Origin of the sequence: Paraburkholderia eburnea (assembly GCF_002917095.1) — a bacterium.
GTDB classification, from domain to species: domain Bacteria; phylum Pseudomonadota; class Gammaproteobacteria; order Burkholderiales; family Burkholderiaceae; genus Paraburkholderia; species Paraburkholderia eburnea.
Genome location: NZ_PQGA01000002.1, coordinates 478,275 through 501,586 on the forward strand (window position 1 = coordinate 478,275; position 23,312 = coordinate 501,586).

23 protein-coding genes are annotated in these 23,312 nt (G+C 64.6%); 6 read left to right on the forward strand and 17 right to left on the reverse strand.

Annotation, left to right across the window (positions count from 1 at the left end; translation table 11 throughout):
* Nucleotides 1-2: 2 nt before the first annotated feature.
* Together B0G62_RS06690 and B0G62_RS06695 are read right to left on the reverse strand one after the other, a co-directional pair.
* Nucleotides 3-1,028, reverse strand: coding sequence for a response regulator (locus B0G62_RS06690; RefSeq protein ID WP_103703377.1), 1,026 nt, complete (start codon nt 1,026-1,028; stop codon nt 3-5).
* A complete protein-coding gene (locus B0G62_RS06695) occupies nt 1,025-2,386 on the reverse strand; it encodes a sensor histidine kinase (RefSeq protein WP_244193127.1) in 1,362 nt (453 codons plus the stop codon). The genes B0G62_RS06690 and B0G62_RS06695 overlap by 4 nt, the downstream gene beginning before the upstream one ends.
* 515 nt (nt 2,387-2,901) lie before the next feature.
* Here B0G62_RS06695 and B0G62_RS06700 point away from each other — a divergent pair.
* A complete protein-coding gene (locus B0G62_RS06700; RefSeq protein ID WP_103703378.1) occupies nt 2,902-3,366 on the forward strand; it encodes a PaaI family thioesterase in 465 nt (154 codons plus the stop codon).
* Nucleotides 3,367-3,382: 16 nt separating this feature from the next.
* On the opposite strand, the gene B0G62_RS06705 is transcribed toward B0G62_RS06700, so the two are convergent.
* On the reverse strand, nt 3,383-4,294 hold the full coding sequence (locus B0G62_RS06705) for a ketopantoate reductase family protein (RefSeq protein WP_103703379.1): 912 nt from the start codon (nt 4,292-4,294) through the stop codon (nt 3,383-3,385).
* A 59-nt stretch (nt 4,295-4,353) separates the two neighbouring features.
* Entirely contained in the window at nt 4,354-5,199 is an 846-nt protein-coding gene (locus B0G62_RS06710; protein WP_103703655.1) for an NADPH-dependent oxidoreductase, read from the reverse strand.
* A 297-nt stretch (nt 5,200-5,496) separates the two neighbouring features.
* On the opposite strand from B0G62_RS06710, the gene B0G62_RS06715 reads away from it, so the two are divergent.
* The gene (locus tag B0G62_RS06715) at nt 5,497-6,357 is read left to right on the forward strand and encodes an oxidoreductase (protein ID WP_103703380.1); all 861 of its coding nucleotides are present in this window, start codon (nt 5,497-5,499) and stop codon (nt 6,355-6,357) included.
* Between the two features lie 21 nt (nt 6,358-6,378).
* Here the strand turns inward: B0G62_RS06715 and B0G62_RS06720 are convergent, their stop codons facing one another.
* Nucleotides 6,379-7,029 carry a hypothetical protein gene (locus B0G62_RS06720; protein ID WP_167401195.1) on the reverse strand — a complete coding sequence of 217 codons (651 nt, stop codon included), beginning with the start codon at nt 7,027-7,029 and terminating at the stop codon, nt 6,379-6,381.
* 11 nt (nt 7,030-7,040) lie between these two features.
* Nucleotides 7,041-8,435: a selenium-binding family protein gene (locus B0G62_RS06725; protein ID WP_103703657.1), complete on the reverse strand. Its 1,395-nt coding sequence runs from the start codon at nt 8,433-8,435 to the stop codon at nt 7,041-7,043.
* Nucleotides 8,436-8,701: 266 nt separating this feature from the next.
* Between B0G62_RS06725 and B0G62_RS06730 the strand changes: the two genes are divergently transcribed.
* On the forward strand, nt 8,702-9,004 hold the full coding sequence (locus B0G62_RS06730) for a DUF4148 domain-containing protein (RefSeq protein WP_103703381.1): 303 nt from the start codon (nt 8,702-8,704) through the stop codon (nt 9,002-9,004).
* A gap of 75 nt (nt 9,005-9,079) precedes the next feature.
* Here the strand turns inward: B0G62_RS06730 and B0G62_RS06735 are convergent, their stop codons facing one another.
* Nucleotides 9,080-9,655 (reverse strand): TetR/AcrR family transcriptional regulator, encoded by a 576-nt coding sequence (locus B0G62_RS06735; protein WP_103703382.1) that lies wholly within the window; start codon nt 9,653-9,655, stop codon nt 9,080-9,082.
* A 115-nt stretch (nt 9,656-9,770) separates the two neighbouring features.
* Between B0G62_RS06735 and B0G62_RS06740 the strand changes: the two genes are divergently transcribed.
* The gene (locus B0G62_RS06740) at nt 9,771-10,574 is read left to right on the forward strand and encodes an SDR family NAD(P)-dependent oxidoreductase (protein ID WP_103703383.1); all 804 of its coding nucleotides are present in this window, start codon (nt 9,771-9,773) and stop codon (nt 10,572-10,574) included.
* A gap of 91 nt (nt 10,575-10,665) precedes the next feature.
* Here B0G62_RS06740 and B0G62_RS06745 read toward each other — a convergent pair whose 3' ends face one another.
* The 6 genes from B0G62_RS06745 to B0G62_RS06770 all read right to left on the reverse strand — a co-directional run bounded on the left by B0G62_RS06745 (nt 10,666) and on the right by B0G62_RS06770 (nt 16,938).
* Nucleotides 10,666-12,138 carry an efflux transporter outer membrane subunit gene (locus B0G62_RS06745; protein WP_103703384.1) on the reverse strand — a complete coding sequence of 491 codons (1,473 nt, stop codon included), beginning with the start codon at nt 12,136-12,138 and terminating at the stop codon, nt 10,666-10,668.
* Nucleotides 12,135-13,094, reverse strand: a complete 960-nt coding sequence (locus B0G62_RS06750) for an efflux RND transporter periplasmic adaptor subunit (protein WP_103703658.1) — start codon at nt 13,092-13,094, stop codon at nt 12,135-12,137. Before B0G62_RS06750 ends, B0G62_RS06745 begins: the two co-directional genes overlap by 4 nt.
* Before the next feature lie 7 nt (nt 13,095-13,101).
* Nucleotides 13,102-13,311 (reverse strand): DUF1656 domain-containing protein, encoded by a 210-nt coding sequence (locus B0G62_RS06755; RefSeq protein ID WP_027818583.1) that lies wholly within the window; start codon nt 13,309-13,311, stop codon nt 13,102-13,104.
* Between the two features lie 37 nt (nt 13,312-13,348).
* Nucleotides 13,349-15,493: an FUSC family protein gene (locus B0G62_RS06760; protein WP_103703385.1), complete on the reverse strand. Its 2,145-nt coding sequence runs from the start codon at nt 15,491-15,493 to the stop codon at nt 13,349-13,351.
* Nucleotides 15,494-15,510: 17 nt separating this feature from the next.
* On the reverse strand, nt 15,511-15,966 hold the full coding sequence (locus B0G62_RS06765) for a MarR family winged helix-turn-helix transcriptional regulator (RefSeq protein WP_103703386.1): 456 nt from the start codon (nt 15,964-15,966) through the stop codon (nt 15,511-15,513).
* A 267-nt stretch (nt 15,967-16,233) separates the two neighbouring features.
* On the reverse strand, nt 16,234-16,938 hold the full coding sequence (locus B0G62_RS06770) for an HAD family hydrolase (protein WP_103703387.1): 705 nt from the start codon (nt 16,936-16,938) through the stop codon (nt 16,234-16,236).
* Nucleotides 16,939-17,053: 115 nt separating this feature from the next.
* On the opposite strand from B0G62_RS06770, the gene B0G62_RS06775 reads away from it, so the two are divergent.
* Nucleotides 17,054-17,812: a class I SAM-dependent methyltransferase gene (locus B0G62_RS06775; RefSeq protein ID WP_103703388.1), complete on the forward strand. Its 759-nt coding sequence runs from the start codon at nt 17,054-17,056 to the stop codon at nt 17,810-17,812.
* An 18-nt stretch (nt 17,813-17,830) separates the two neighbouring features.
* On the opposite strand, the gene B0G62_RS06780 is transcribed toward B0G62_RS06775, so the two are convergent.
* Complete coding sequence (locus B0G62_RS06780) at nt 17,831-18,967, reverse strand: pyridoxal-phosphate-dependent aminotransferase family protein (protein WP_244193148.1); 1,137 nt, start codon at nt 18,965-18,967, stop codon at nt 17,831-17,833.
* 419 nt (nt 18,968-19,386) lie between these two features.
* On the opposite strand from B0G62_RS06780, the gene B0G62_RS06785 reads away from it, so the two are divergent.
* Nucleotides 19,387-19,782 carry a PaaI family thioesterase gene (locus B0G62_RS06785; RefSeq protein WP_103703390.1) on the forward strand — a complete coding sequence of 132 codons (396 nt, stop codon included), beginning with the start codon at nt 19,387-19,389 and terminating at the stop codon, nt 19,780-19,782.
* Nucleotides 19,783-19,882: 100 nt separating this feature from the next.
* Here the strand turns inward: B0G62_RS06785 and B0G62_RS06790 are convergent, their stop codons facing one another.
* From B0G62_RS06790 to B0G62_RS06800, 3 genes are all read right to left on the reverse strand, one after another.
* A complete protein-coding gene (locus B0G62_RS06790) occupies nt 19,883-20,677 on the reverse strand; it encodes an ABC transporter ATP-binding protein (protein WP_103703391.1) in 795 nt (264 codons plus the stop codon).
* Between the two features lie 3 nt (nt 20,678-20,680).
* Nucleotides 20,681-21,577: an ABC transporter permease gene (locus B0G62_RS06795; protein ID WP_103703392.1), complete on the reverse strand. Its 897-nt coding sequence runs from the start codon at nt 21,575-21,577 to the stop codon at nt 20,681-20,683.
* 178 nt (nt 21,578-21,755) lie between these two features.
* Nucleotides 21,756-22,745 (reverse strand): ABC transporter substrate-binding protein, encoded by a 990-nt coding sequence (locus B0G62_RS06800; RefSeq protein ID WP_103703393.1) that lies wholly within the window; start codon nt 22,743-22,745, stop codon nt 21,756-21,758.
* Nucleotides 22,746-23,312 lie beyond the last annotated feature (567 nt).

Consider the following 23,312-nt stretch of genomic DNA (forward strand, 5'->3'; position numbering starts at 1 on the left):
GTTTAATGCGTGTTCCACGCCGCCTGAATATCGCGGTCGAGGCGTTGCAGATAATTGTCGAACGGCACGAAGTTGTTCAGCGAGATGCCAGCGGGCTGCTTCACGAGGGCATAAACGTAGCGGCAATCGCCTTCGAACACCGATGCCGGATGCATGTACGGGCGCCAGTCGGGGCACTGCGTCGGATAGTAGCCTTCGGTGAGCCAGAAGTAGGGCACGCTGTTGCGGCTGTCCAGCTCGGCCAGGAACCTGGCGGGCGAGCCTTGTTCGACGGCGATTTCGCGCACGCCGCGCAGCGATTCGTCGGTATGGATGATGAGCAGCCAGGCCGTGCCCTCGGCATCGAACATCAGCAGCCCATGCGGCTGATACGACAGATAGTGTTCGACGATGCCGAGCGACGAGAATATGCCCTGTACATGCGCAGCGAGCGCGGCATCCTTGAGAAACGCATATTCGGACACCGCAAGCGCTTCGAGCACCGCGCCGCTAGTCTTGTCGATCCAGGCGGTTTGCATATCGTGGATCGCCTGATTCAGGGTCTCCACTGCGTCGACTTCATGCTTGCGGATGAAGCGGTCGATCAAGCCCTCGTTGAAGCTCTTGACCGCGACACGTTCGTCGGCCTTGCCCGTAAGCATGATCTTCTTGAGGGCGGGATTGGCGAGGCGGCGGCAGAACTCGACGCCATTGAGCTCGGGCATGTCGTAATCGACCACCACCACGGAAATCGACTCGAAACGTGCCGGTCGCTGCACGAGACTGCGAATCGCATCCACGCGCATGGCAATTACCTGATGCGCATCGTTTTCTTCCGTGCGGTCGAGATAAGGGCTGAAGATGGGCGAGGCGGGATGATCCTGCGCCGCGCGCGCATTCAGGAATTTCAGCGCGCCGGTGGGCGAGCTGAACATCCGGAATGCCAGTTCCGGATCGAGTTGCAGGCTCAGATTCGAAAGAAATGCCGCACTGTCGTCCACGAAGGCGGCAGTGGTTGGCCAGGAAAACGGCTGAATGGCTTTCGTCATGGCGCAGGAAATGTCAAAACGAACTCGGTATATTTGCCTTGCTCCGAGGAGCAGGTTATGGCTCCTCCCATCGCCTGCATGACATCGCGGCAGAATGCCAGCCCGATTCCCGCACCGAGCGAGACGTCATCGGAGATCGTGGACGAAGTATAAAAGCGGGTAAAGACGTGCGGCAAGGCTTCAGGCGAAATACCCGCGCCCGTATCGCTAAAAATCAGTTGATTAGCGCGTTTACCCGACGCGAGCCGGATCGTAATCTGCGCACCCTCGATACTGCCCATATGCCGGAATGCATTTTTGAGCAGATTGAACAATACATGCACGGTGAGCATTTCCGATCCGATAAATTCGAAATCCGGTCGCAGGTTGCAATGCACGCGTGCGCGGTCGCCTTCGCGAAACGGATAGCGCGCGAGGGCAGTCTCCACGCAATGCACGATCGAGCATTGCGTTGCGTTTTGCATGCTTGCGCCTGTAAAGCGCGCAGTCGCAAGCAGCATGTCGATGATTGCATTCGAATGCAGCGCTTCCTGTTCGATGCGGCTGACGACGCCCTGCATGGAATGCAGATGCGCCACGCGTATTTTGGGCACTGGCAGGCGATGCCGTTGCGCGAGCACATAAGTGTCGAGCAGTGCAGGCAGATAGCGCATCAGGCCCGCGGCGCCCACGCGGATCGCCACGAGGGGCGTGCGCAATTCATGCGCGACGCTGCCCGCCGTGGCCAGCATTGCCCGGTCCTGTTCGATCTGGATGCGGTCCTGGTCGTAGTTGGCCACCGCGCCGATCGCTACGGCGAACGAAAAGATCGCAAGATGCGTGAGGTAGTTGCCGTTGAGATGGATCGGATCGGTGGTCAGCGCGTAGGCGAGCACGGCCAGCCCGATCCCCACGATGAACTGCAGCACGAGCATGAGCCAGTCGAGCAGCAACACCATCACGAAGGCGGCGATCAACGCGCTTTCCACCCAGACTTCATTGCCGTTGTTCTTGAACAGCATGAAGGTGAAGAAAAACGGCAGCGAATAAAGCGTGGCCAGATACCACCACCAGGGCAGAAATTTTCTGGCGGATTCGGGCCAGCGCTCGGAGAAAAGGATCGGCAGAAACAGGGCGGAGCCGATCAGGCGCAGTGTGAGGTTTTCGTAAGGCTGTGGAAACAGGTCTTTCCAGACGTAGTAATAGAGCGGGAAACCCATCGTGGCGACCAGTGCGAACGGCCGCATGCGACGCTTCACGTACTGCAGGTTGCGCAGCGCCGGCGCGAAAGCGCGCGCCATGCGCGGTTTCAGCGATGCCCAGCCGCGCCGCGCGCGCGATGTGAGTCTCGATACGTTCATCAGGGTGGAATCGTTCATGGTTCGATGCCGGAATTCGATGCTGCGTGGATCGCCGCCTGGGTTGTTCGGGGGCGTCGATCGTGCGCCTGGCGCGGCCAGTTGCAGACAATACCTCATTGTGACGCGCCGATGTGGGTGTCCTCGGCGGCGATGTCACATTTCGGCACGACGTAGGCAGGCACGCAAAGAGAACGATGCGGAGCGCATCGAATGGCCTGATGAAGCGGGTAGGACGGCGTGGACTCAGGCGCTCGTGCCGTCCTGTGTGCGCACTCGATTTCGCTGGATAAGTCGTTAGGAAATCGAAGTATTTTTTTGGGGCGCCGATGGCCGCGCATCATGCGCATCGTGCACGGCGATTGGGGCGCGGTTCAGACGCGCGGGGCGGCTGCACCTCGAAACCTGCTGAAACATCAGAGGAAATCCAGCAGCGAGCATTTAAGCACGATCGTTCGCAACAAGGTAGGATGTCATATTGGCGCTGTGCCTTGCAAGCCAGGTGCAGCACGCTCAACCGATGGAGACCGTCACCCATGAACCTCGTTGCCGAACTTCCCGCCGGCCTCACCGGCCTCGAACAATTGCAGCAGATGCTCGCCAGTGGCCGCCTCGCGCCGATTGGCGAAACGCTGGGCTTCAAACTGGTGGCAGTGGAGGAGGGGCGCGTGGTGTTCGAAGGCGTGCCCGGGATGCATGCGTATAACCCGATCGGCACGGTGCACGGCGGCTATGCGGCCACGCTGCTCGATTCCGCGTGCGGTTGCGCGGCGCATTCGCGCCTGGCCGCGAATCAGGGCTATACCACGCTTGAATTGAAGGTCGCCTATCATCGCGCGATGACGGTCAACACCGGCCCGGTGTACGCCGAGGGCCGCGTGCTGACCATTGGCCGACGCGCGGCCTTCGCCGAAGCGACGCTCAAGGACGCGGCGGGCAAGCTCTACGCGTCGGCCACCTCGACGTTGCTGGTGTTCGAGCGCGAGGCGAGCGGCGGCTGAACTGCCGTGATGGCGCTCAGATCGCGCCGTGCGCCTTGTCTTCGACGAGCTTCACGATCGTATGCAGCAGACGATTGGCGGGCGTTGCGACACCCAGCGCCTCGCCGCGTTGCACGACGAAACCGTTGAGATGATCGATCTCGCTGCGTTTGCCGCGCGCGAGATCCTGCGCCGTCGACGAATACTGCTCCTGCATGGTCTCGGCGATACGGCGCACGGCCGCGTCCACATCGGGCGGCAACGTCACGCCATCGGCTTGCGCAACGGCCTTGCATTCGGCCACCACATCGCGCATCGCGTCGCGCACGCCCACGCCCTGCACGAGGCGCCCGTAAGGCAACTGCGAAATCGCCGACAGCGCGTTGTACGCGCAGTTCAGGATCAGCTTGGCCCAGAGCGCGCCGCGTACATTGGCCGAAACTTCCGTGGGCACGCCCGCGGAGATCAGTGCGTGCGCAACGGTTTCGCTGCTGGGCGACGGCTCGATCACCAGTTCGCCGCGGCCGTTGTGGCGCACGTGGCCGGGACCGGCCATTTCGCTCGCCACGTAGACGACCGCCGCAGCGACCTCCTGCGTGATCGCCGTGCGCAGCCGGTCGGCGTTGTCCACGCCGTTTTGCAGCGTCAGCACGAGCGCATCGGCCTGCAGATGCGGCGCGATGGATTCGCCCGCGCTCACTGTGTCGGTCGACTTCACGCAGAACAGCACGAGTTGCGCGCTGGCGACGGCACTCGCATCGGCGCTCGCGCGCAGATGCGGAGCGCCGACACGTTCGTCGAAGCTCTGCGTTTCGAGGCGCAGGCCGTCGCGTTCGATCGCTTCGACGTGCTGGCTGCGCCCGATCAACACCACATCATGCCCCGCGCGCGCGAGCATGCCGCCGTAGTAGCAACCCACCGCGCCGGCGCCCATGACAGCGACTTTCATTTGCCTCGCTCCTTGCTCAATGTCGTTGCTTACTCAACGGATTTGCGGACGCACGCGCTTTAACGCAGCTCGAAACCGAGCGCGTTGAGCGCGTCGCGCAGACGATCGCGACCATGTAGCGACTCACGGCTGCGCCAGCGCGCGAGCGAGCGCGAGGTCCAGCCTGCCGCGCTCTGGCCCTGCGCGGTCTGGAATTCGCCAATCACCTCGTCATATTGCGCGATGCCGTCTTCCTGCGAAGGCGCGTCGTATTGCTCGCGGTGGAGCACGACCGGCTGCGGCAGGCGCGGCTTGATCTGCGCGGGGTGCGATTCGTCGGCGTAACCCACGCACAGGCCGAACACGGGCAGCACGCGCGGCGGCAACCCCAGTTCGGCGGCCACCTGCTCGGGCTGATTGCGGATCGCGCCGATATACACCGCGCTCATGCCGAGCGATTCGAGCGCCACCACGGCATTTTGCGCCGCGAGCGCCGCATCGATCACGCCGACGAGCAGCGTCTCCAGATAGTGCAGACCTTCCGCGCTTGCGCCGGTACGCCCGGCTGCGGCTTCGAGACGATTGAGGTCGGCGAGCCAGACGAGAAAGAGCGGCGCCTCGCGGATCTGCGACTGATTGGCGGCGAGCGTCGCCAGACGCGCCTTGCGCTCCGGATTCTCGATCGCCACTACGCTCCACGTTTGCAGATTCGACGAAGTCGAAGCCGATTGCGCAGCGGCGATCAGTGTTTCGAGCGTGCCGGCAGGCAGCGGTTTATCGGCGTAATTACGCACCGACCGGTGCGCGAGCAGCGAATCGAGCGTCTCGTTCCAGGCGGGCAGCGGCGCGCTCCAGGGCGTGCCGTAGCGCGTTTCGAGGGCGCGTTGAGCGGCGGCGGACGTCTCGGGCGAGGTGGCGGTGGACATCGGGTTTTTCTCCGGCAGATTCGATTGAAAGCAGTGCGCCCAGATAGTTTCGGTTGCTTGGGGTGCGAGCGCCGTATGGTACATGGGCTGCGCGATTGGCGCTTGGCGCCGCCTGCACGCCGCGCGCGTTACCGCTATCATCGGCACTCGTGGCGCGCTGTTTCTGAACGCAATGCGCTCACGTCTTCCACTTTCCTTTCGGGCGCGCGCCGTGCTCCCTCACGCCGTTTGCGGCGCGGCGCCGGTTGCGCGCCCTCCGACCTTCGACTCCGTGGCTCTTCGTCTGCGAGGCTCTCAATGTCCGATACTTCCTCAAACGCGTCTCCCGTCTGGTTCATTACCGGCTGTTCCACCGGCTTCGGCCGCGAACTGGCGCTTGCCGTGCTGGAGCGCGGCTGGCGTTGCGTCGCCACCGCGCGTAACAAGGCGTCGCTCGACGATCTCGCGCCCGATGCGGGCGAGCGTCTGCTGCGCATCTCGCTCGACGTAACCGACGGCGCGCAGATCGAGGCCGCCGTCGCGCAGGCGCGCAAGCAGTTCGGCGCGATCGACGTGCTCGTCAACAATGCGGGCTATGGTTATCAAAGCTCGATCGAAGAGGGCGACGAGCGTGAAATCCGTGCGCAGTTCGATGCGAACACGTTCGGGCTCTTTGCGATGACGCGCGCGGTGCTGCCCGGCATGCGCGCGAAGCGCAGCGGTCACGTCATCAATATCACGTCGGTGGCGGGGCTCGCGGGCTTTCCTGGCTCGGGGTATTACTCGGCCTCCAAGCACGCCGTCGAGGGCTTCTCCGACGCGCTGCTCGCGGAGGCGGGCCCACTTGGCATCAAGGTGACCTGTGTGGAGCCGGGGCCGTTTCGCACGGATTGGGCGGGACGCTCGCTCGTGCAGACGCCGGGCCGCATTGCCGACTATGCGGAAACGGCCGGCGCGCGCATGCAGCGCACGGCGCAGGGCAGCGGCAAACAGGCGGGCGACCCGAAGCGGGCGGCGCTCGCGATGATCCGCGTGACCGAGGTGGAGAAGCCGCCGCGTCATCTGGTGCTGGGCGCGTTCGGCGTCGATGCGGTGGCGCAACGTCTGCGCGCGGCGCTGGCCGATATCGACGCATGGCGCGACACGAGCCTGGCGGCCGATTATCCCGAGGGCGAGTGAAGCGAAACAATCGAGGCGGGTTCAGCCTGCCGCGATCATGATCGCGCCCGTGGCGACGAGCGCGCCTTGCCATAGCCATTCGAAATTGATCCAGCCGCGCCGCAAAATTCCCAAGCCCAGGTATTCATAGGCGAGCAGCGCAATGGCGGCGGTCGTCGCGAGCGTGACGGCCGTATGCAGCACGGTAAAAGCCGCCGATACCGCAAGCGGCCCTCCCGCGCTCATGCCGCTGCCGCATACGGGGAGCAGTGCGGGCATCAGCATGAGACCCGCGCCATGCAGCGTCGCCATCAACGCCGACCACGCCGCGAGACCGAGAAAGCCCGCCGTCATGCCAACCCGCACGCGATGCTTGTGTCCATAAGCATGTTGCCAGGCGGCCCAGCCGATCAGCAACGCGCCGAGCAACCAATGCAGGCCGCTCTGCGCGAGCGGCGGCATCCACGCGCCCAGCACGGCGATCGAACTTGTGAACAGCAGAACGGACGCCGCATGGCCGAGCGCAATGGGCGGCAGCGCCAGCAGCAGCGCCGAGCGGCTGCCGCGCTGCAGGCCGAGCGCCGTCGCGAAGAGCCAGCCCATGGCCGGATTGACGCCGTGGAAGACCCCGCTGGCGACCACGGCGCTCCATGCCGCCCAATGTGCGTTAAGACTGCCGGCCAGGTTTTCCATGCCGGTCGGCGTTAAGGATAGCAGTACGAATCAGACGAGCAATCGCCGCCTTCGAGCCGGATCTGGTGAGGCCGGTGCGTCTTGGGCCATTCCACGAAAAAGCGCTCGTCGAAAGCGAGGCCGCCGTCGGGACCGGCATCGAGCTTGACCATCCAGCCGTCGATTCCTTCCGGATAGAACTGCGCGTCGATGGCTCCATACAGCGAGTTCGTGAAATAGACGCGGCGGCCGTCGCGGCTTACTTCGACCATCTGCGGGCCGCCATTGAGCGCACGGCCCTGTGCCGCCGGATGCGCGGCCTTCGACACGATGCCGCCCACGCGCACCTTGCCCGTCAGTTTAGGATGTTCGGGATCCGAAACATCGTACTGGCGCAGGTCGCCGGTACCCCAGCACGCCACGTAGAGAAAGCGGTCGTCGAGCGAAAGCGCGATATCCGTCACGAGCGGCGGCACGGCGGAAAAGCCCTTGAGCATGGGCGGCAGTGTTTCCGGATCGGCGGGCTCGGCGGGAATTTCGATGATCTTGCGCGCAGCCCATTTGTCGCCGTCCAGATACCACTGCCAGATCGAGGCCGACAGATCCTTGAGGCTGATGACCGAGTTCACGAAACCATAGGGTTTGGTGGGATCGTGCGCGGGGCGCAGTTCGAAAACGAGCTGGTTTTCCGCGCCGAAATCGAGCACCTGTTTGTGCTTGCGCGTATGCAGATCCCAGAAGTGCAGCCGGTGGCCATACTGGCCGCCGAGCAGCACTTCGGGCACGAGGCCGTTTTCGAAGGCCGCGGGCAGGCCCCATTCGCTCGTCACGAGCGTGTCATAACCGAGGTGCCACCAACCGTCGTAGGCCAGTTGTTGCGGACCCCGATCGATTTCCCATTGGCCGAGAATGTCGAAGCTCTCGTGATCCATCAGGAAGATGCCGCCGGGCGCTTCGCCTTCGCCATTGGCGAGCGCGGTCACATAAATGCCATCGGGGCCGCAGTGCACGGTATGGGGGCGCGAATAGCCCGCGCGTTGCGCGACGTCTTCCGGTTCATGCACGCGCACGATGGAAGGGCGGCGCGGATCGGGTTTCGTATCGACGATATGAATACGCGAGGAGCGCAGTCCCGGCACGATCAGATAACGCCGTTCCGTGTGCGCGTGCGGCGCGTTCGGGCAGAGACACGAACTGCAGGCGTTCCAGCCGAAGTGATGGAGTTCGTCGCCCGTATTCGGCATCGCGAGGCGATGGACGACGCGCCCATAGTCGGGCGAGGCAGGGTCGAGATCGACCACGTCGAGCGAATCGGGGACGGTGCCCGTGGGGTCGAAACTCGCGACCCACGCGAGCGTTTCCGCTTTCGCTCCCGCCGCCAGTCGCGCGGAGGGATAAAAGCTCGGATCCGGCTTCCATGTCGCCATCTTTGCCTCCTCTTCGATATGGTCGAAGCGCCTATCATGACCCATTTAGCGCGCGTGTGGATGGCGGGTGCGCGGCTTTTTTAAACGCTTATTCCTGGTGGATTCGAGCTTATAAGCGGTGGTGATAAGGCGCGCGATTATACGTTCTGCGAAAACAGTGAATTCGCCGTGCCGGCATTTATCTGGTGCTCCGATCTTTCTAGACTTTAGACACCGGTTCGCAGCCTGGGCTGCGCCGAACAAGTCAAGTTATCGGAGGTGTCGTCATGAAGTCGCTGATCAAGGCAGCCGCGCTGGCTGCGGTACTCGTAGCACCGGCCATTTCTTTTGCTCAATCGCAGGCCGAAAACGGTCCGGTTACGCGCGAACAGGTGCGTAATGAACTGAAGGCGCTCGAATCGGTGGGTTGGCGTCCGAACGTGGCGTCGCCATATTATCCCGAGGATTATCGCGCCGCGAAGGCGCGCCTCGATGCGCGTAACAACAGCGGTTATGGCCCCGCAATGGACGGCACTTCGCAAAGCGGCGCCGCGAGCAGCTATTCGCCGCCTGTGTATATGAACCGTTAAAGGTTTGCTGCTGTGGCCGAGGGTTATGGCCGCCCGGATGGAAACATTCGGGCGGCTTTGCTTTATAGACCGGCTTTAGTGCGATGTCGATGTATCGGCGTCCTGATGTTCGATCCAGGCCAACGTCTCGTTCAGCACTTCGTCCGATAGCACCGGATCGTCGACCAGGCGCGCGAGAATCACTGCGCCCACCATCGCCGACCAGCCCCCGATGGCCGCGCGCCGCGCCTGCGCCGCATCATAGGCGGCGTCGCCCGAACCCCGTGCGCTCAGGCGCTCGATCTGTCTCCTCAGGCCCGCCGCCATCGCGGCGCGCGCTTCAGGCGTTTGCCGCACGGTTTCCGCGCCGAGCGCCGCAGTAGGGCAGCCGCCCGCGATATTGTCGCGATGCTCGCTCGACAAATAGCGCGCCGCATAACGCACCAGATCCGTTTCGCCCGCGTCGCCTTGCCCGAACACATGGGCGAGCGTCTGCGCGATCAATTCGTCCTTCGACTTGAAATAGCCATAAAAGCCGCCGTGCGTGAGCCCGGCGGCGCTCATCACGTCCGCGACCGTCACGGCGTCGTAGCCGTGTTCCCGAAAGAGCCGGCTCGCGGCCTCCAGGATTTTCTGGCGATTGATCGCCACCTGTTCCCGACTGACTCGCATCGCGTCCTCCGTGCTGCATTTTCCTGCTTGACATTATACATGATGGTAGTCATGATTCGATCAAATACATGATGATCGTCATGTAAAACACCCCGACACTCGAAGGAGTTTCACCATGTCTGCTCAACAACCTGCTGTTCTCATTACAGGCGCTTCCTCCGGCATCGGCGCCGTGTACGCCGATCGTTTCGCCAGTCGTGGTCATGACCTCGTGCTGGTCGCGCGTAATCGCGAACGGCTGGAAGCGCTCGCGGCGCGTTTGCGTAGCCGCGATGGCGTCAACGTCGAAATCCTGCGAGCCGACCTTTCGCAGCGCGCCGATCTCCTTGAGGTGGAGAAGCGCGTTGCTGAAGATTCGCGCATCGGCGTGCTGGTGAATAACGCGGGCGTTGCGTCGGCGGGCGGTTTTCTCGATCAGGGCGTGGACGAAGTGACGCGCGTGATCGATCTGAACACCACGGCGCTCGCGCGCCTGGCGTCTGCCGTGGCGCCGCGTTTCGTGCGTGAAGGAAAGGGCGCGATCGTGAATATCGCGTCGGTGGTGGGGCTCGCGCCGGAGTTCGGCATGAGCGTGTATGGCGCGACCAAGGCTTTTGCGTTGTTTCTATCGCAAGGCCTGCATCTGGAGCTGGGGCCGAAGGGTGTTTATGTGCAGGCGGTGCTGCCCGCGGCCACGCGCACGGAAATCTGGTCGAGCGTCGGCAAGGACGTCGACACGATCGAAGGCGTGATGGAAGTGGACGATCTCGTGGACGCGGCGCTGGTGGGCTTCGATCGGCGCGAGACGGTGACGATTCCGCCGCTGCCCGACGTCGGGCAATGGAATGTTTTCGACGAGGCGCGCCGCGCGATGGTGCCGAATTTCGCGCAATCGCAACCGGCGGCGCGTTACCGCGCGGCTGCGCACGACGCGACGTAAGCAACCCTGGAACGCAGCGGCGCGCAATGGGCGTCGCTGCGGGGCTTCTGCCAAACAGGCGGATGCGGCAACGACCGGATCCGCCTGTTGCTTATTCGGAATGACCCGCTTGTCCCGCCGCCGGCTTCTCCTGATCCGGCTCCCAGCCTCCGCCCAGCGCGAGGAACAGCTTTACCTGATCAAGCGCCACCTGGCCTTCCGCTGCCGCGACCTGCGAATGCGCGCTCGTCAGCGTGCGCGTCGCGTCGAGATCGGAAATAAACGATTCACGCCCCGCCGAATAGAGCCGATGCGTTTCGTCAGCCGACTGCTTCGCCGACGCATAAGCCGTGCGCAGCGCGTCGGCACGCTGATCGTCGGCCGCATAGGTGGCGAGGCTCGACTGAGTTTCCCGCAGCGCATTGAGCACCACGCCGTCGAAGTGCGCGAGCGCGCCATTCGTCGCCGCTTCGGCTGCGCGTACGCGGGCGCGCTGGCCGTTGGCTGGGAAAGTCCAGTTGATCAGTGGTCCGAATGACCAGCTATTGGTGGTCGGCGAGAACAGATCGCTGGCGATACCGACCGTGCCCACGCTCGCGCCGATGCTGATCGACGGATACATGTCGGCGATCGCCACGCCGATTTTCGCGGTGGCCGAAGCCAGTTGGCGCTCGGCTTCGCGCACGTCGGGACGGCGGCGCAGCAGGGCCGCGCCGTCGCCGACCGGGATCGGCTGCCTGAGCTTCGGCAGGCGGTTGCAACTGAGCGCAGCAGGCGGCAGATCGGCGGGCGCACGCGCAAGCAGCATGGCGAGCTGATATTGCGCGATGCGGCGGCGGCCCTCGAAGCGCGGGATATCCGCGGCGAGCGTCTGCACCTGAGTCACGCCGCGCGTCACGTCGGGCTGGTTGCCGCGGCCCGCGTCGCGCAGGCGTTTTGTGAGCGTCACGCGCTGCTGTTGCAGCTTGAGCGATTCCTGCGCGATGGCGAGTTCTTCCGCCGCCGAGCACGATTCGACATAGGCCTGCACCACGTCCGCCACCACGTTGATGCGCGCGAGATCGGCGGCGGCGAGCACGGCTTCGTCCTCGGCTTCGGCCGATTCCACGCCGCGTCGCAGCTTGCCGAACAGGTCGATTTCATACGAGACGTTGATGCCGCCGTCGCCGAGGTTTTCGACCGGCAGCTTGCTGAACAGCAGGTACTGTTCGGCAGACTCCTGGGCGCGCTGGAAGCCCGCGGTCGCGCTGCCCGAGAAGCCGCCCTGGGCGTTGGCGATGTCGTACGCGTCGCGCGAGCGCGCGAGATTCGCGGCAGCCACGCGCAGGCTCGTGTTCGATTTGAGCGCGTCCTGCACGAGCTGATCGAGTTCGGGATCGTCGTAGAGACGCCACCAGTCGTTCGGCACCGCAGCCTGCGAAACGGGCGCCTTGTCGGCGCCGGCGATCGGCCCTTGCGCAAGCGGCGCGTTGACGAGCGCATCCTGCGGCAGCTTGTAGTTGGGGCCGAGGTTGATACACGCGCCCACGGCCAGCGTGAGCGGCGCAAGCGCGAAAGTGCGCCAGAGAAGACGACGGCGCGTCATTGCGAGGCTCCGCTCGCCACGACCGGCGCAACGGCTGCGCTTGCGCTATTCACGCCCGTGGCGCCGTTACGCTTGTCCTTCTTGTCCGCTGCATCGTCGCGCACCGCGACGGTGGCCGTGCGGCCCGCGATCATGCGGAAATCGTCGGGGACTTCGTCGAGCGCGACGCGCACCGGAATACGTTGCGCAAGGCGCACCCAGCTAAACGCCGGGTTCACGTTCGGCAGCAGGTTCGGGCTGGCCTGGCGGTCGCGGTCTTCGATGGCGGCGACGATGCTCTGCACGTGGCCGCGCAGCGGGCGCGACTCGCCCATCACGATGATCTCGACAGGCTGGCCGATATGGATGCCATGCAGGCGCGTTTCCTCGAAGTAGCCGTCCACGCGGAACGAATGCAGATCGACCACGGAAAGCACGGCGCGGCCCGCCGACACGTATTCGCCCACACGCGGCGCGCGGTCGTTCAGATAGCCGTCGACGGGACTCACGATGGTCGTGCGCTGCAGATTGAGCCTGGCTGTGTCCACCTGCACCTGGCCGTCGGCCACGGACGCTTCGCCCTGTTCGACGCGCGTGCGGCTTTCTTCGATCGTTTCGCTCGCCACGAGGTTGCCGAGCGCGATATTGCGCGCGTACTCGCGTTTGGCCTGCGCGAGCGTGGCCTTGCGCTGTTCGAGCGCCGCTTGCGCGAGTCGCAGCGAAAGCGTGTAGCGGGCCTGGTCGATCACGAACAGCACCTGGCCTTGCTTGACCGGCTGGTTGTCCACCACGTCGACGCTGGTGATGAGGCCGCCCACGTCGGGCGCGACCTGAATCACGTCGGCGCGCACGTGACCGTCCCGCGTCCACGGCGAGAACATGTAGTAATTGACGATGCGCCACAGCACGAGGGCGGCGACCACGACGACGATGAGCGTCAGCAGGATCTGTCCTGCGGAGAACCAGGTTTTTTTCACGTTCACGTTAGTTCACGAAGCGATGCGACACGATGATGACGGCGGCCAGTACAAAAACATAAATGCCGAGATCGAAAATAGAGCGATGCCAGACGAGCCGGTAAAAGCCGACGCGCGTCAGCACCTTGCCGATCACGACGTTGATGAGGTACGCGATCAGCATCAGCACGAGGACGGCGGGCACGAAGACGCCAAAGATATCGATTTCGCCGATCATGATGCGGGTTTCGAAAAAGGTTGAACAGGATGTGCGCTCATGCACCGGCCTCCGTTGTGCCGCCATGCGGGCGTTGTCCGGCAAGCGTTGGGTAGAGCGCCAGGCGCAGGCCCACCAGCGCGTGCAGCGTGTCGCGCAGCCAGCGCTGCGATACGCGCGCTCGCGCGACGCCGCCGGCGGGCGCGGTGGCAGCGTCGGCGGCGCTGGCCGCTTCCTGGGCGAGGCCGCGCGTGGCGACGCGATGCATGGCGTCGTCGATGGTCGAAAGCAGCGCGGGCGATGCGCTCTGGCGCGAGCGCGCATTGGCGCAGCGCGTGTAATGATCGCTCACGCCCGCGAGCACGCGGTCGATCGCGGCGGGGACGTCGCCGTCGAGCTTGCGGCGCGAGCGGCGCAGATCGAGCGCGTTGAGCGCGATGCGCAGATCGCGAAAGCTCTCGATCGACGGATGGCGATGCTCGTCCGAGGCCGCGAGGCGCGGGATCAATTGCATCAGGCGATCGACCATGCGCGAAGTCAGATTGCGCTGATCGGCGAGCGGCGCGGTGGACGCGGACAGCGCCACGTCCGTCCAGCTCGAACGCAGCAGTCGCCTGGCCGCGAATTCGGCGCCGAACGGGCGTGTCGCGCGCGTCCACACATAGGCGAACAACAGGCCCGCGACGCCCGCGATATTGCTGTTGAGGAACACGAGGAAGTCGGTGTCGTAGGCGCTCTGGATGCTGATGAAGGTCGCCGTGTTCACAGCCGTGAGCATCGTCACCATATTGAAGGCGGGGCGCGGTATCAGCGTGCCGATCAGAATGAACGGCCCGGCGAACATCAGCACGAGCATCGCGAAGTCGTGCACCTTGGGCAGCACGACGAACAGATAGAGGCCCGCGAACACCACGCTCGCGGCGGTCGCGGCGAAGAAGCGGAACACCATTGGCGCGGGCTCGTCGAGCGCGGCGAAGAAGCAGCAGGCCACGGCGGCGAGCGTCACGGCGCCCGCGCCGTCGTGCCAGCCCGAGCTGACCCAGAGCCAGCAGGCCACGAGGATCGCGCTTACCGGCACGGCGCACGAGATCAGCATCAGGCCGCGGTCGTAGAAGCGCTCGGTGCCGCCCAGACGCCAGTGCCGGTAGCGCGGGCGCCAACTGCCTTCCTCGTGCGCGATCAGCGTGCGCAAGGTGAGGCAGTCCTGCCAGACGTCGATCACCTGTCCGAGACGCCAGAGCGCATTCGAAAGCAGCGCGCCTTCCCAGCCCGTGAGTTGATCGTGCGCCGGCTGCAACGCCGCGATGCGCGCGCGCAGGCTGTCGGCGATGCTGTCGCCCGCTTCCTCGTGCATGTCGGCGGGGCGCGTCGGCAGCGGCGCGTCGAACCATCTGGCGGCGTCGGACAGCAGCGCATCGAGCCCTTCGGGCCAGACGTGCAGATCGCGCCGCAAGGCGATGAGCGGATCGGCGAGCGCCGAAATCATCGGCAAAAAGAGCTGCATGCGTCCGCGCAGATTCTCGGCGCGCGCGAGGATTTCCGGGTGCGTATGGTCGTAGCCCAACTGGCTGAGCAGGAATTCGAGCTGGTTGACCGTGGCGGCCAGACGCTGGCGGCAGGCCGAAATCGCCTTGCCGACAATGTTGCCCGAGAGCGTTTCGCGGCCATAGAAGGCGGCGTCGCGGAACCAGGCGTCGGCGCGCTCGATGAGCGTGGGCGCGAGGCGGCTCGGCAGGATGTTGCTGCCGATCACGCTCGCGCAAATGATGCCGACCGTGATTTCCTCGGTCCGCGCGATCGCCACGTCGAATACCGTGGACGGATCGGTCACGGTGGGGAAGGCGATGAGCGGCATGGTGTAGCCCGCGAGCATGAACACATAGCTGCGCGCCGTGCGGTCCATGATCGCGAGGTAGAGCAGCGTGCCGGTCCAGAGCGCCACGATCACGCTGAAAAGCAGCGGCGTTTCGACGAAGGGCGGCACCAGCGCGATGGCGGCGGCGGCGCCGAGCGCCGTGCCGAGCACGCGATAAAGCGCCTTCGAACGTGTCGCGCCGACGAACGGATTCGAGACGATATAGACGCTCGCCATCGCCCAGTACGGGCGCGGCAGCTGGAACGCAAGCCCGATGTAGAGCGCCAGCATCGACGCTGCGAAGGTCTTGACCGAGAAGAGCCAGTCGCGCAGGGAAGGGTAGGTCATGAGGCTGCTTTCAGCTTTCAGTCATGAAGGGTGCCGTCGGCCGGGTCCGGCGCGTTGAAGGCGTTGAGCACGCGCAGCGTGGCTTCCAGATCGGCGCGGCTCACGCCCTTGAGGACGCGTGCGCGCAGCCCGCGCAGGTCTTCTTCCATTTTGGCGGTGACGGCGCGGCCTTCCTCGGTGAGCGAGATCGTTTTGGCGCGGCGGTCGTCGGGGTCTTCGTCGCGGCGCACGAGACCGGCGGCGCAGAGCTGATCGAGCAGGCGCACCAGCGACGGGCCTTCGATGCCGACGTGCTCGGCCAGCGTGACCTGGCGCACCGCCTCGCCCAGACGCCCGGCGGTGAGCAGCGGCGTGGCGCAGGCTTCGGAGACGTTGTAGGCCGTAAGCGCGCCGTGGCTCGTGCGCCGCCACTTGCGGGCGGCCGTCACGAGCGTGCTACTGACGGCCAGACGTAAGGTGTGAAGATTCGACATCGGCGGGATGATAGCGTAAAGCGATTCGGTAGCAAACTATCTTTTCCTGCATTTTTCCCGGCAGATAGCAGTCTCCGGATGGTAATCGAGCCGCCGCCCGCGTGCGTCCTGATTGCTGCTTTTCCGCGCTGGGTGTGACGTGCGCGCCACGCGGGCACGGCTATGTCATATGTGCTTAACGCCGAGATTTGACGGGAACTGACAGGAGCCGGAGATGACGCGGGTTTCCGATCGGAAAATTTTGTGCGTTTTACTGGAGGACGGTGATTACGACGCGCTCCAGCCCGTGAGCAGGGAAGGCAACTGCGCCATGTCGGTGAAGACGTGCGCGACGCCTTCGGCCTTGAGCGCTTCGGCGCTGCTGTGACCGGGCGCAGCGGGGCTGTAGCCGAACACGGTTGCGCCCGCCGCCAGGCCTGCGCGCGCGCCCGTCACGGTGTCCTCGATCACGGCGCAGCGGTGCGGGTCCACGCCGAGTCCCGCGGCCGCAGCCAGATAAACATCGGGATGTGGCTTGCTGCGCGGCGTTTCGTGGCCGCTGTAAATATGGTTGCCGAAGCAGTCGAGCAGACCCACCTTGCGCAATTGCAGCTCGACCTTGCGGCGGTCCGCGCCCGAAGCCACGGCGATGTGGCCGTCGTAGGCCTCCCGCACGGCGCGCACGGCAGTGGGGGCGCTGGGAATCTCGATCAGATCGCGCGCGAGTGCTTCGTTGCGACGCGCACGGAAGCCTTCGAGCCAGGCTTCGGTCAGGCGAAAACCCGTATGAGCCTCGATGCGCGCAGCTTCGTCCTTGACCATCTTGCCGACGAAAATACCCATCGCTTCATCGACCGACAGCGTCCAGCCAAGCTCGCCGAGCATCTGGACCAGCACGATATGCGTGATGCGCTCTGAATCGACCAGCACGCCGTCACAGTCAAAAAGCACGGCGTCGAAAGGAAGGGCGGGGTGTGCTGGAGGTGCGGACATCGTCGGGTGGAAAATTGGTAAGCCGAGGGGCGATGATAACCGGGATGGCGGTGTGAGGTGGAGGGGGCGCAGCCAACTGGCACAATACGCATTTCGCCCGGATTTTCGCTTCAGCATGCCGACCGATCCTGATACCGACCAGCCTTCCACATCCGAACTTCCCGGCCGCGCGGCCTACACGCAATTCGCCGACCGCTACGCGCAGATGGCCCCGGAAAAGCCGCACAACGCGCTTTACGAGCGCCCGGCGACCGCCGCGCTGCTCGGCGACGTGGCGGGCCTGAGCGTGCTCGACGCGGGCTGTGGCCCCGGCATCGTCAGTGTCGAAATGGCACGCGCGGGCGCCGCTGTGAAGGCCTTCGACGTCACGCCCGCCATGGTCGAACTCGCGCGTTCCCGCTGCGCGGACCTGAGCGTGGACGTCGTGCAAGGCGATCTGGGCCAGCCGCTCGCGTGGCTCGCCGATGGCCAGTTCGACCGTATCGTCTGCTCGCTTGCGCTCGACTATGTGGAGCGCCTTGCACCCACTTTCGCGGAATTCCATCGCGTCGCGCGGCCCGGCGCGCTGCTGGTGTTTTCGATGGCGCATCCGATGCGCGACTGGATCGACACGCGCACGCGCGGGAACCGCCCGTACTTCGAGACCACGCGTTTCGGCCTGCACTGGGGTGGCTTTGGCGAGCCGAAGCCTTATGTGGAGGCGTATCGCCGCCCGCTGGCCGATATCGTCAATGCGCTGCTCGAAACCGGCTGGCAGATCGACGCCATGGTGGAGCCGAAGCCTGTCCCGGAGATGAAGGCCGTGGCCCCGGCGCTTTACACGGAGCTTGCGCTCGCGCCCGCGTTCCTCTGCATACGGGCGCGTCGCGCTTGACCCAGCCTTAGCCCTGCCTTAGCGGCGCGCGGCCGCCGACAGCGACTCTTCGAGCGCGGCCACGCCCGCAGGCAGATCGACGTTCGCGCCCAGGTCGCGCATGGTGCGCCCGAGCGCGTGCACGGTGCGGAACAGATGGTGCTCGCGGCACTGCTCGCCCATCTGGCCGATCCGCACGATCGGCAGTCCGAACGATCCGGCGATTTCGACCTGATACTGCTGCGAGATATGGTTGCACACGTCGCGCGGCGTGAGCCCCTCGGGCAGCCCGATGCCGACCACCGAATTCAGGCGGCATTCCTCGGGCGTATAGAGTTCGAGGCCGAGCGCGGCGACGCCGCTTTGCAGCGCCAGCGAGCAGCGCTGATGCCGCGCGAAACGCTTTTCGAGCGTTTCCGAGCAGACGAGCCGCAGCGCTTCGTGCAGCGCGAGCACGCCCGACACCGGCGCGGTGTAGTGATAACCGGCCTTGTGCCAGAAGTTTTCCGCGAGCGTGGCGTCCAGACACCAGTGCGTATTCGGCGCGGTGCGCTCGCGCACGCGTTGCCACGCGGCGTCCGAGAACGCGATCAGCGACACGCCGGGAATCGAGGAAAGCCCTTTCTGTCCGCCGGTAATGACGGTGTCGATGCCCCACGCGTCCATTTCCAGCGGCATCGTGCTGAGCGTGCAAACGGCATCGACGACGACCAGCGCGCCCGCCGCCTTCGCGATACGGACGATGTCTTTCAACTGGCGGTTCCAGACCGTATTGGAGGTCTCGCCATGCACGATCGTGACGATCGCGGGGCGCGTGCGCTCGATGGCCTGTGCAACGGCGTCGAGCGAGGCGATCTCGCGGTCGCTCACGTCGAGCGTCGAGACGTCGGCGCCGATGCGCCGCGCCATCTCCGCCATACGGCCGCTGAAAAAGCCGTTGACGATCGAGAGCACGCGCGTGCCGGGCCATGCAAGGTTCGAAACTGCCATTTCCATCGCCGCAGATCCTGGGCCGGCCACGCCGAGCACCCAGTTCGAACGCGTCTGGAAGACGTAGCGCGCCATGGTCTTCACCTGGTCGATGACGCGCGCCATGGTGTCGCCGAGGTGATTGATGACGACCGAATTGGCCTTGGCGACGGCATCCGGGATCGGCACGGGGCCCGCGCCCATCATGAGCAGCGGCTCGTCGGGCAGGATCTCGGTGAGCGGATCGACCGCCGGGCAGGCGACCGGCAACGCGGCGGCGGCCGCCGCTGCCCGTTGCGGGATCAGGGTGTCGGTGGGGCGCGTGTTGTCGGTCATGGTGAGTTCCTTAACGGTGCAGCAAAAGGCTGCGAATGAAAAATGCGCGCACGCTGGCGGCAGGGGAAAAGCAAAGTGTTCTCCGGCGCGGCCCACAAAGCCATGTACAGTTGCGCACATTTCCTCTGAACAGTGGGTAGGGCTGGCTGCGAGGCCTTGCATGGCGGCCTATAATCGCTGGCGCGTCGTGCATGAGCCTTTGCACCGGGGCAGCACCGGGTTTGCACTTTACTACGTGCTCGTGCCGGACTCGTCGATTGATTGCCTCACATTATCAAGGGGACCGCACCATGCCGCAATTCGCCGTCGACAATCCGTTTCTCGAAACGCTCGGCGTGAGCATCGCGCAGTGGCGTGAGGGCTACGCGGAGCTTCTCATGCCGATCGACGGCTCGAAGCTCAATCGCCAGGGCGTGCTGCAGGGCGGCGCGATCGCCACGTTGCTCGACGCGGCTGCGGGTTATGCGGGCCTTTACGCCGATCCGGACTCACCCGCGCGTCACGGCTTTACGCTTTCGCTCACGACGAATTATCTCGACAAAGGACTCGGCGAATTCGTGCGCGCCAAGGGATTTCTGGAGCGCGGCGGCCGGTCGATCTTCTTCGCGCGCGCCGAAGCATGGGTGGACGACCGCCTGCTGATCGCGAGCGCCCAGGGTACGTTCAAGTATTCGAAGTCGGTTTGAAGTAATTCGGAATCCACAGCAAATCACGCGCAATAAAAAGCCCGCAGACCACAAGGCCAGCGGGCTTTTTCGAAGCGTAACGCTTGCAGGAATAAAGCGTTTATCCCAGCAGCAACGCGTCGTCGTCGAGCTTTTCGTGGCGCGTCTGCTCGAACATACGCAGCAGATCCGGCACGTCCAGACCACGGCGCTCGTCGCCGGACACATCCAGCACCACCTGCCCCTGATGCAGCATGACCGTGCGCTGACCATAGTCGAGCGCCTGGCGCATGCTGTGCGTGACCATCATGGTCGTGAGCTTCGCTTCTTCGACGATGCGCGCCGTGAGTTCGAGCACGAACGCGGCCGTCTTCGGGTCGAGCGCGGCGGTATGCTCGTCGAGCAGCAGGATACGCGAGGGTTGCAGCGACGCCATCAGCAGGCTCACCGCCTGGCGCTGGCCGCCCGACAACAGGCCGATACGGTCGGTCAGGCGGTTTTCGAGGCCCAGATTCAAGAGGCGAAGCTTCGCGCGAAATAGTTCGCGATCCTGCTTTTTCAGCGCTGGGCCGAAGCCGCGCCGCTTGCCGCGCGCCATCGCGAGCGCCATGTTTTCTTCGATCGTCAGCGCTTCGCAGGTGCCCGCCATCGGGTCCTGGAACACGCGCGCGACCAGATGTGCGCGATCCCAGGCCTGCTTCTTCGTGACGTCGTTGCCGTCGATGGTGATCTTGCCGTCGTCCACCATCTGGTCGCCGCTGATGGCGTTGAGGAAGGTGGACTTGCCCGCGCCGTTCGAGCCGATCACGGCTACGAACTGGCCGGTCGGGATTTCCAGCGTGAGACCGCGCAGCGCGCGCGTTTCGATCGGCGTGCCGGGGTTGAAGGTGAGTTTGAGGTCTTGTGCGCTGAGCATGGCTTAGGCTCTCCCGTTCTTGCGGCCGAACAGCTTCTTGCGCGTCGCGGGCAGCACGAGCGCGATCGTCACGAGCACGGCGGTGACGAGATTCAGATCCTGCGCCTTCAGGCCGATGAAATCGCTATTGAGCGCAAGCGCGATAAAGAAGCGATAGAGAATTGCGCCCAGCACGGCGGCGAGGGTCGTGAGCACGAGACGGCGCGCGGGCAGAATGCTTTCGCCGATGATGACCGCAGCCAGCCCGATCACGATGGTGCCGATGCCCATCGAAATATCCGAGCCGCCTTGCGTCTGCGCGAACAGCGACCCGGCCAGCGCGACGAGAGCATTCGAGAGCGCCATGCCGGCCAGCGTCGCGCGGCCCGTGGCGATGCCCTGCGCGCGCGCCATGCGCGGGTTCGCGCCGGTCGCGCGCAGCGCGAGACCGTACTGCGAGGAGAAAAACCAGTCCACGCCGAACTTCGCCGCCAGCACGACCACGAGCAGCGCGAGCGGGCGCAGCACGTAGTCGGGCAGCCACGCGGGCTGGATCATCGTGAAGACCGTGGATTCGGTGATCAGCGGCACGTTCGGCGCACCCATCACGCGCAGATTGATCGAATAGAGCGCGATCATCATCAGGATACTGGCGAGCAGATCCATGATCTTCAGGCGCACGTTGAGCCAGCCCGTGACGAAGCCGGCTGCCGCGCCCGCGATCATCGCGCAGAGCGTGGCGAGGAACGGATCCTGGCCGTGCGCGATCAGCGTGGCCGCAACGGCGCCGCCGAGCGGAAAGCTGCCGTCGACGGTGAGGTCGGGAAAGTTGAGGATGCGAAACGAGATCAGCACCCCGAGGGCGACGAGGCTGAAGATCAGGCCGATCTCGAGCGCGCCCAGTAGCGAGTAGAGGGACATGGGAAATCCTGTTGCGGTTTCCGGCGGGCGGATTGCGATGGTGCAGCCGGATGGGTCGCCGCGTGCGCCGTGCTGCCCGGATGAGGCGGCGCGGCGCACGCGTGCGCGAGGCCCGATGAAGGCCGGTGCTTTGCTGCTGCTGTTTGCGTGTGCACGTCAGGCATGCACGCGGGGCGCCTTACTTGACGACCGAGGTTGCATCCTTGAGCAGGTCGGCGGAAAGCGTCACGCCTTGCTTCTGCGCGGCAGCGGGATTGACGAACAGTTGCAGCCTGCTGCTGGTTTCCGATGCGATCGAGCCGGGTTTTTCGCCCTTGAGAATGCGCACGACCACCTTGCCCGTCTGATGGCCGAGGTCGCTGTAGTCGATGCCGAGCGCTGCGATGGCGCCGCGCTTCACGCTGTCCGTATCCGAGGCGACGAGCGGAATCTTCGCGTCGTCGGCCACCTTCACGAGCGCTTCGTAGGCCGAAACAACGTTGTTGTCGGTGTTGGTGTAGATCACGTCGACCTTGCCGATCAGACTCTTCGCTGCCGGGCCGATGTCCACCGTGCGCGGTGCGGCCGCTTCCTTGAGCGTCATGCCCTGTTGCGCCAGTAGCTCCTTGAGCGCCTTCACGACCACGACCGAATTCGCTTCACCCGGGTTGTAGACCATGCCGACGGTCTTCGCATTCGGCACCACGCGCTTGATGAGCGCAACCTGCTTGTCGAGCGGCAGCTTGTCCGAGACGCCGGTGACGTTGGTGCCGCTGGGCGACCACGTCTTCACGAGCTGCGCGGCGACCGGGTCGGTCACGCCCGAGTACACCACGGGCACCGACTTCGTTGCGGCCACAACGGCCTGCGCCGACGGCGTGGCGATCGCGACGATCGCGCTGGGGTTGTCGCCGACGAACTTGCGGGCGATCTGCGCGGCGGTGCCGGTGTTGCCTTGGGCGCTCTGGTATTCCCACTTGAGGTTCTTGCCCGCGTCGTAGCCGGCGGCCTTCAGCTCGTCGCGCACGCCGTCGCGGATCGCGTCGAGGGCGGGGTGTTCGACGATCGACAGGACTTCCACGGTGGCCGTGTCGGCCGCATGCGCGGCGCCGGAGGCGAGCGTGAGCACGGCGGCGCTGGCGATCAGGGTAAGGGTGGCGGCCTTGGCGGCGAGCTTAAGGGTCTTCATTCTGTTTGATCTCCCCCGAATGTTCGGTTCTGGACGGGTGTGGTCCGCTTGCGCGGCTGCGTCGCCGAACGCGGCACTCAACTTTGCGCACGGCGCGCACGTCTTGAGCTTGCGTGCCCCTACGCCATGCGCCGCAATGGTGCATAAGAGCGGCGGCGAGGCAGCGAGCATACCACCGACTTTTACGGATCAGTAACGCGCACGGGACAGTGCGGCGAGGATGCGACGGCTTGCCGTGGGCGATCGAAAAATGGTCGGCGGGATTTTTGGGGGGAATCGATAGGGTGACGAAAGTTTTCCCGGATTCCGATCGGAAATAATGCGCATTGCTGATGCGCGCTGATTATTGGTCGCGAAGACGCTTCGAGAAGCGTGTCAATGAAAATGAAATGTAATTTTTGTCAAATTAATCAACAGGTTGGCGCAGTTTGTATTTAGGGTTTTTACTACGCGCCAGGCAGGTTTTCTCAAAATTAGTGCGGATGACGATAATAGTTTTCCGGCCAAATAAATCCGTTCGATCTGGCCTCCAGATCATTTTCCGATCGGAAAACCCGGCGTGATTTA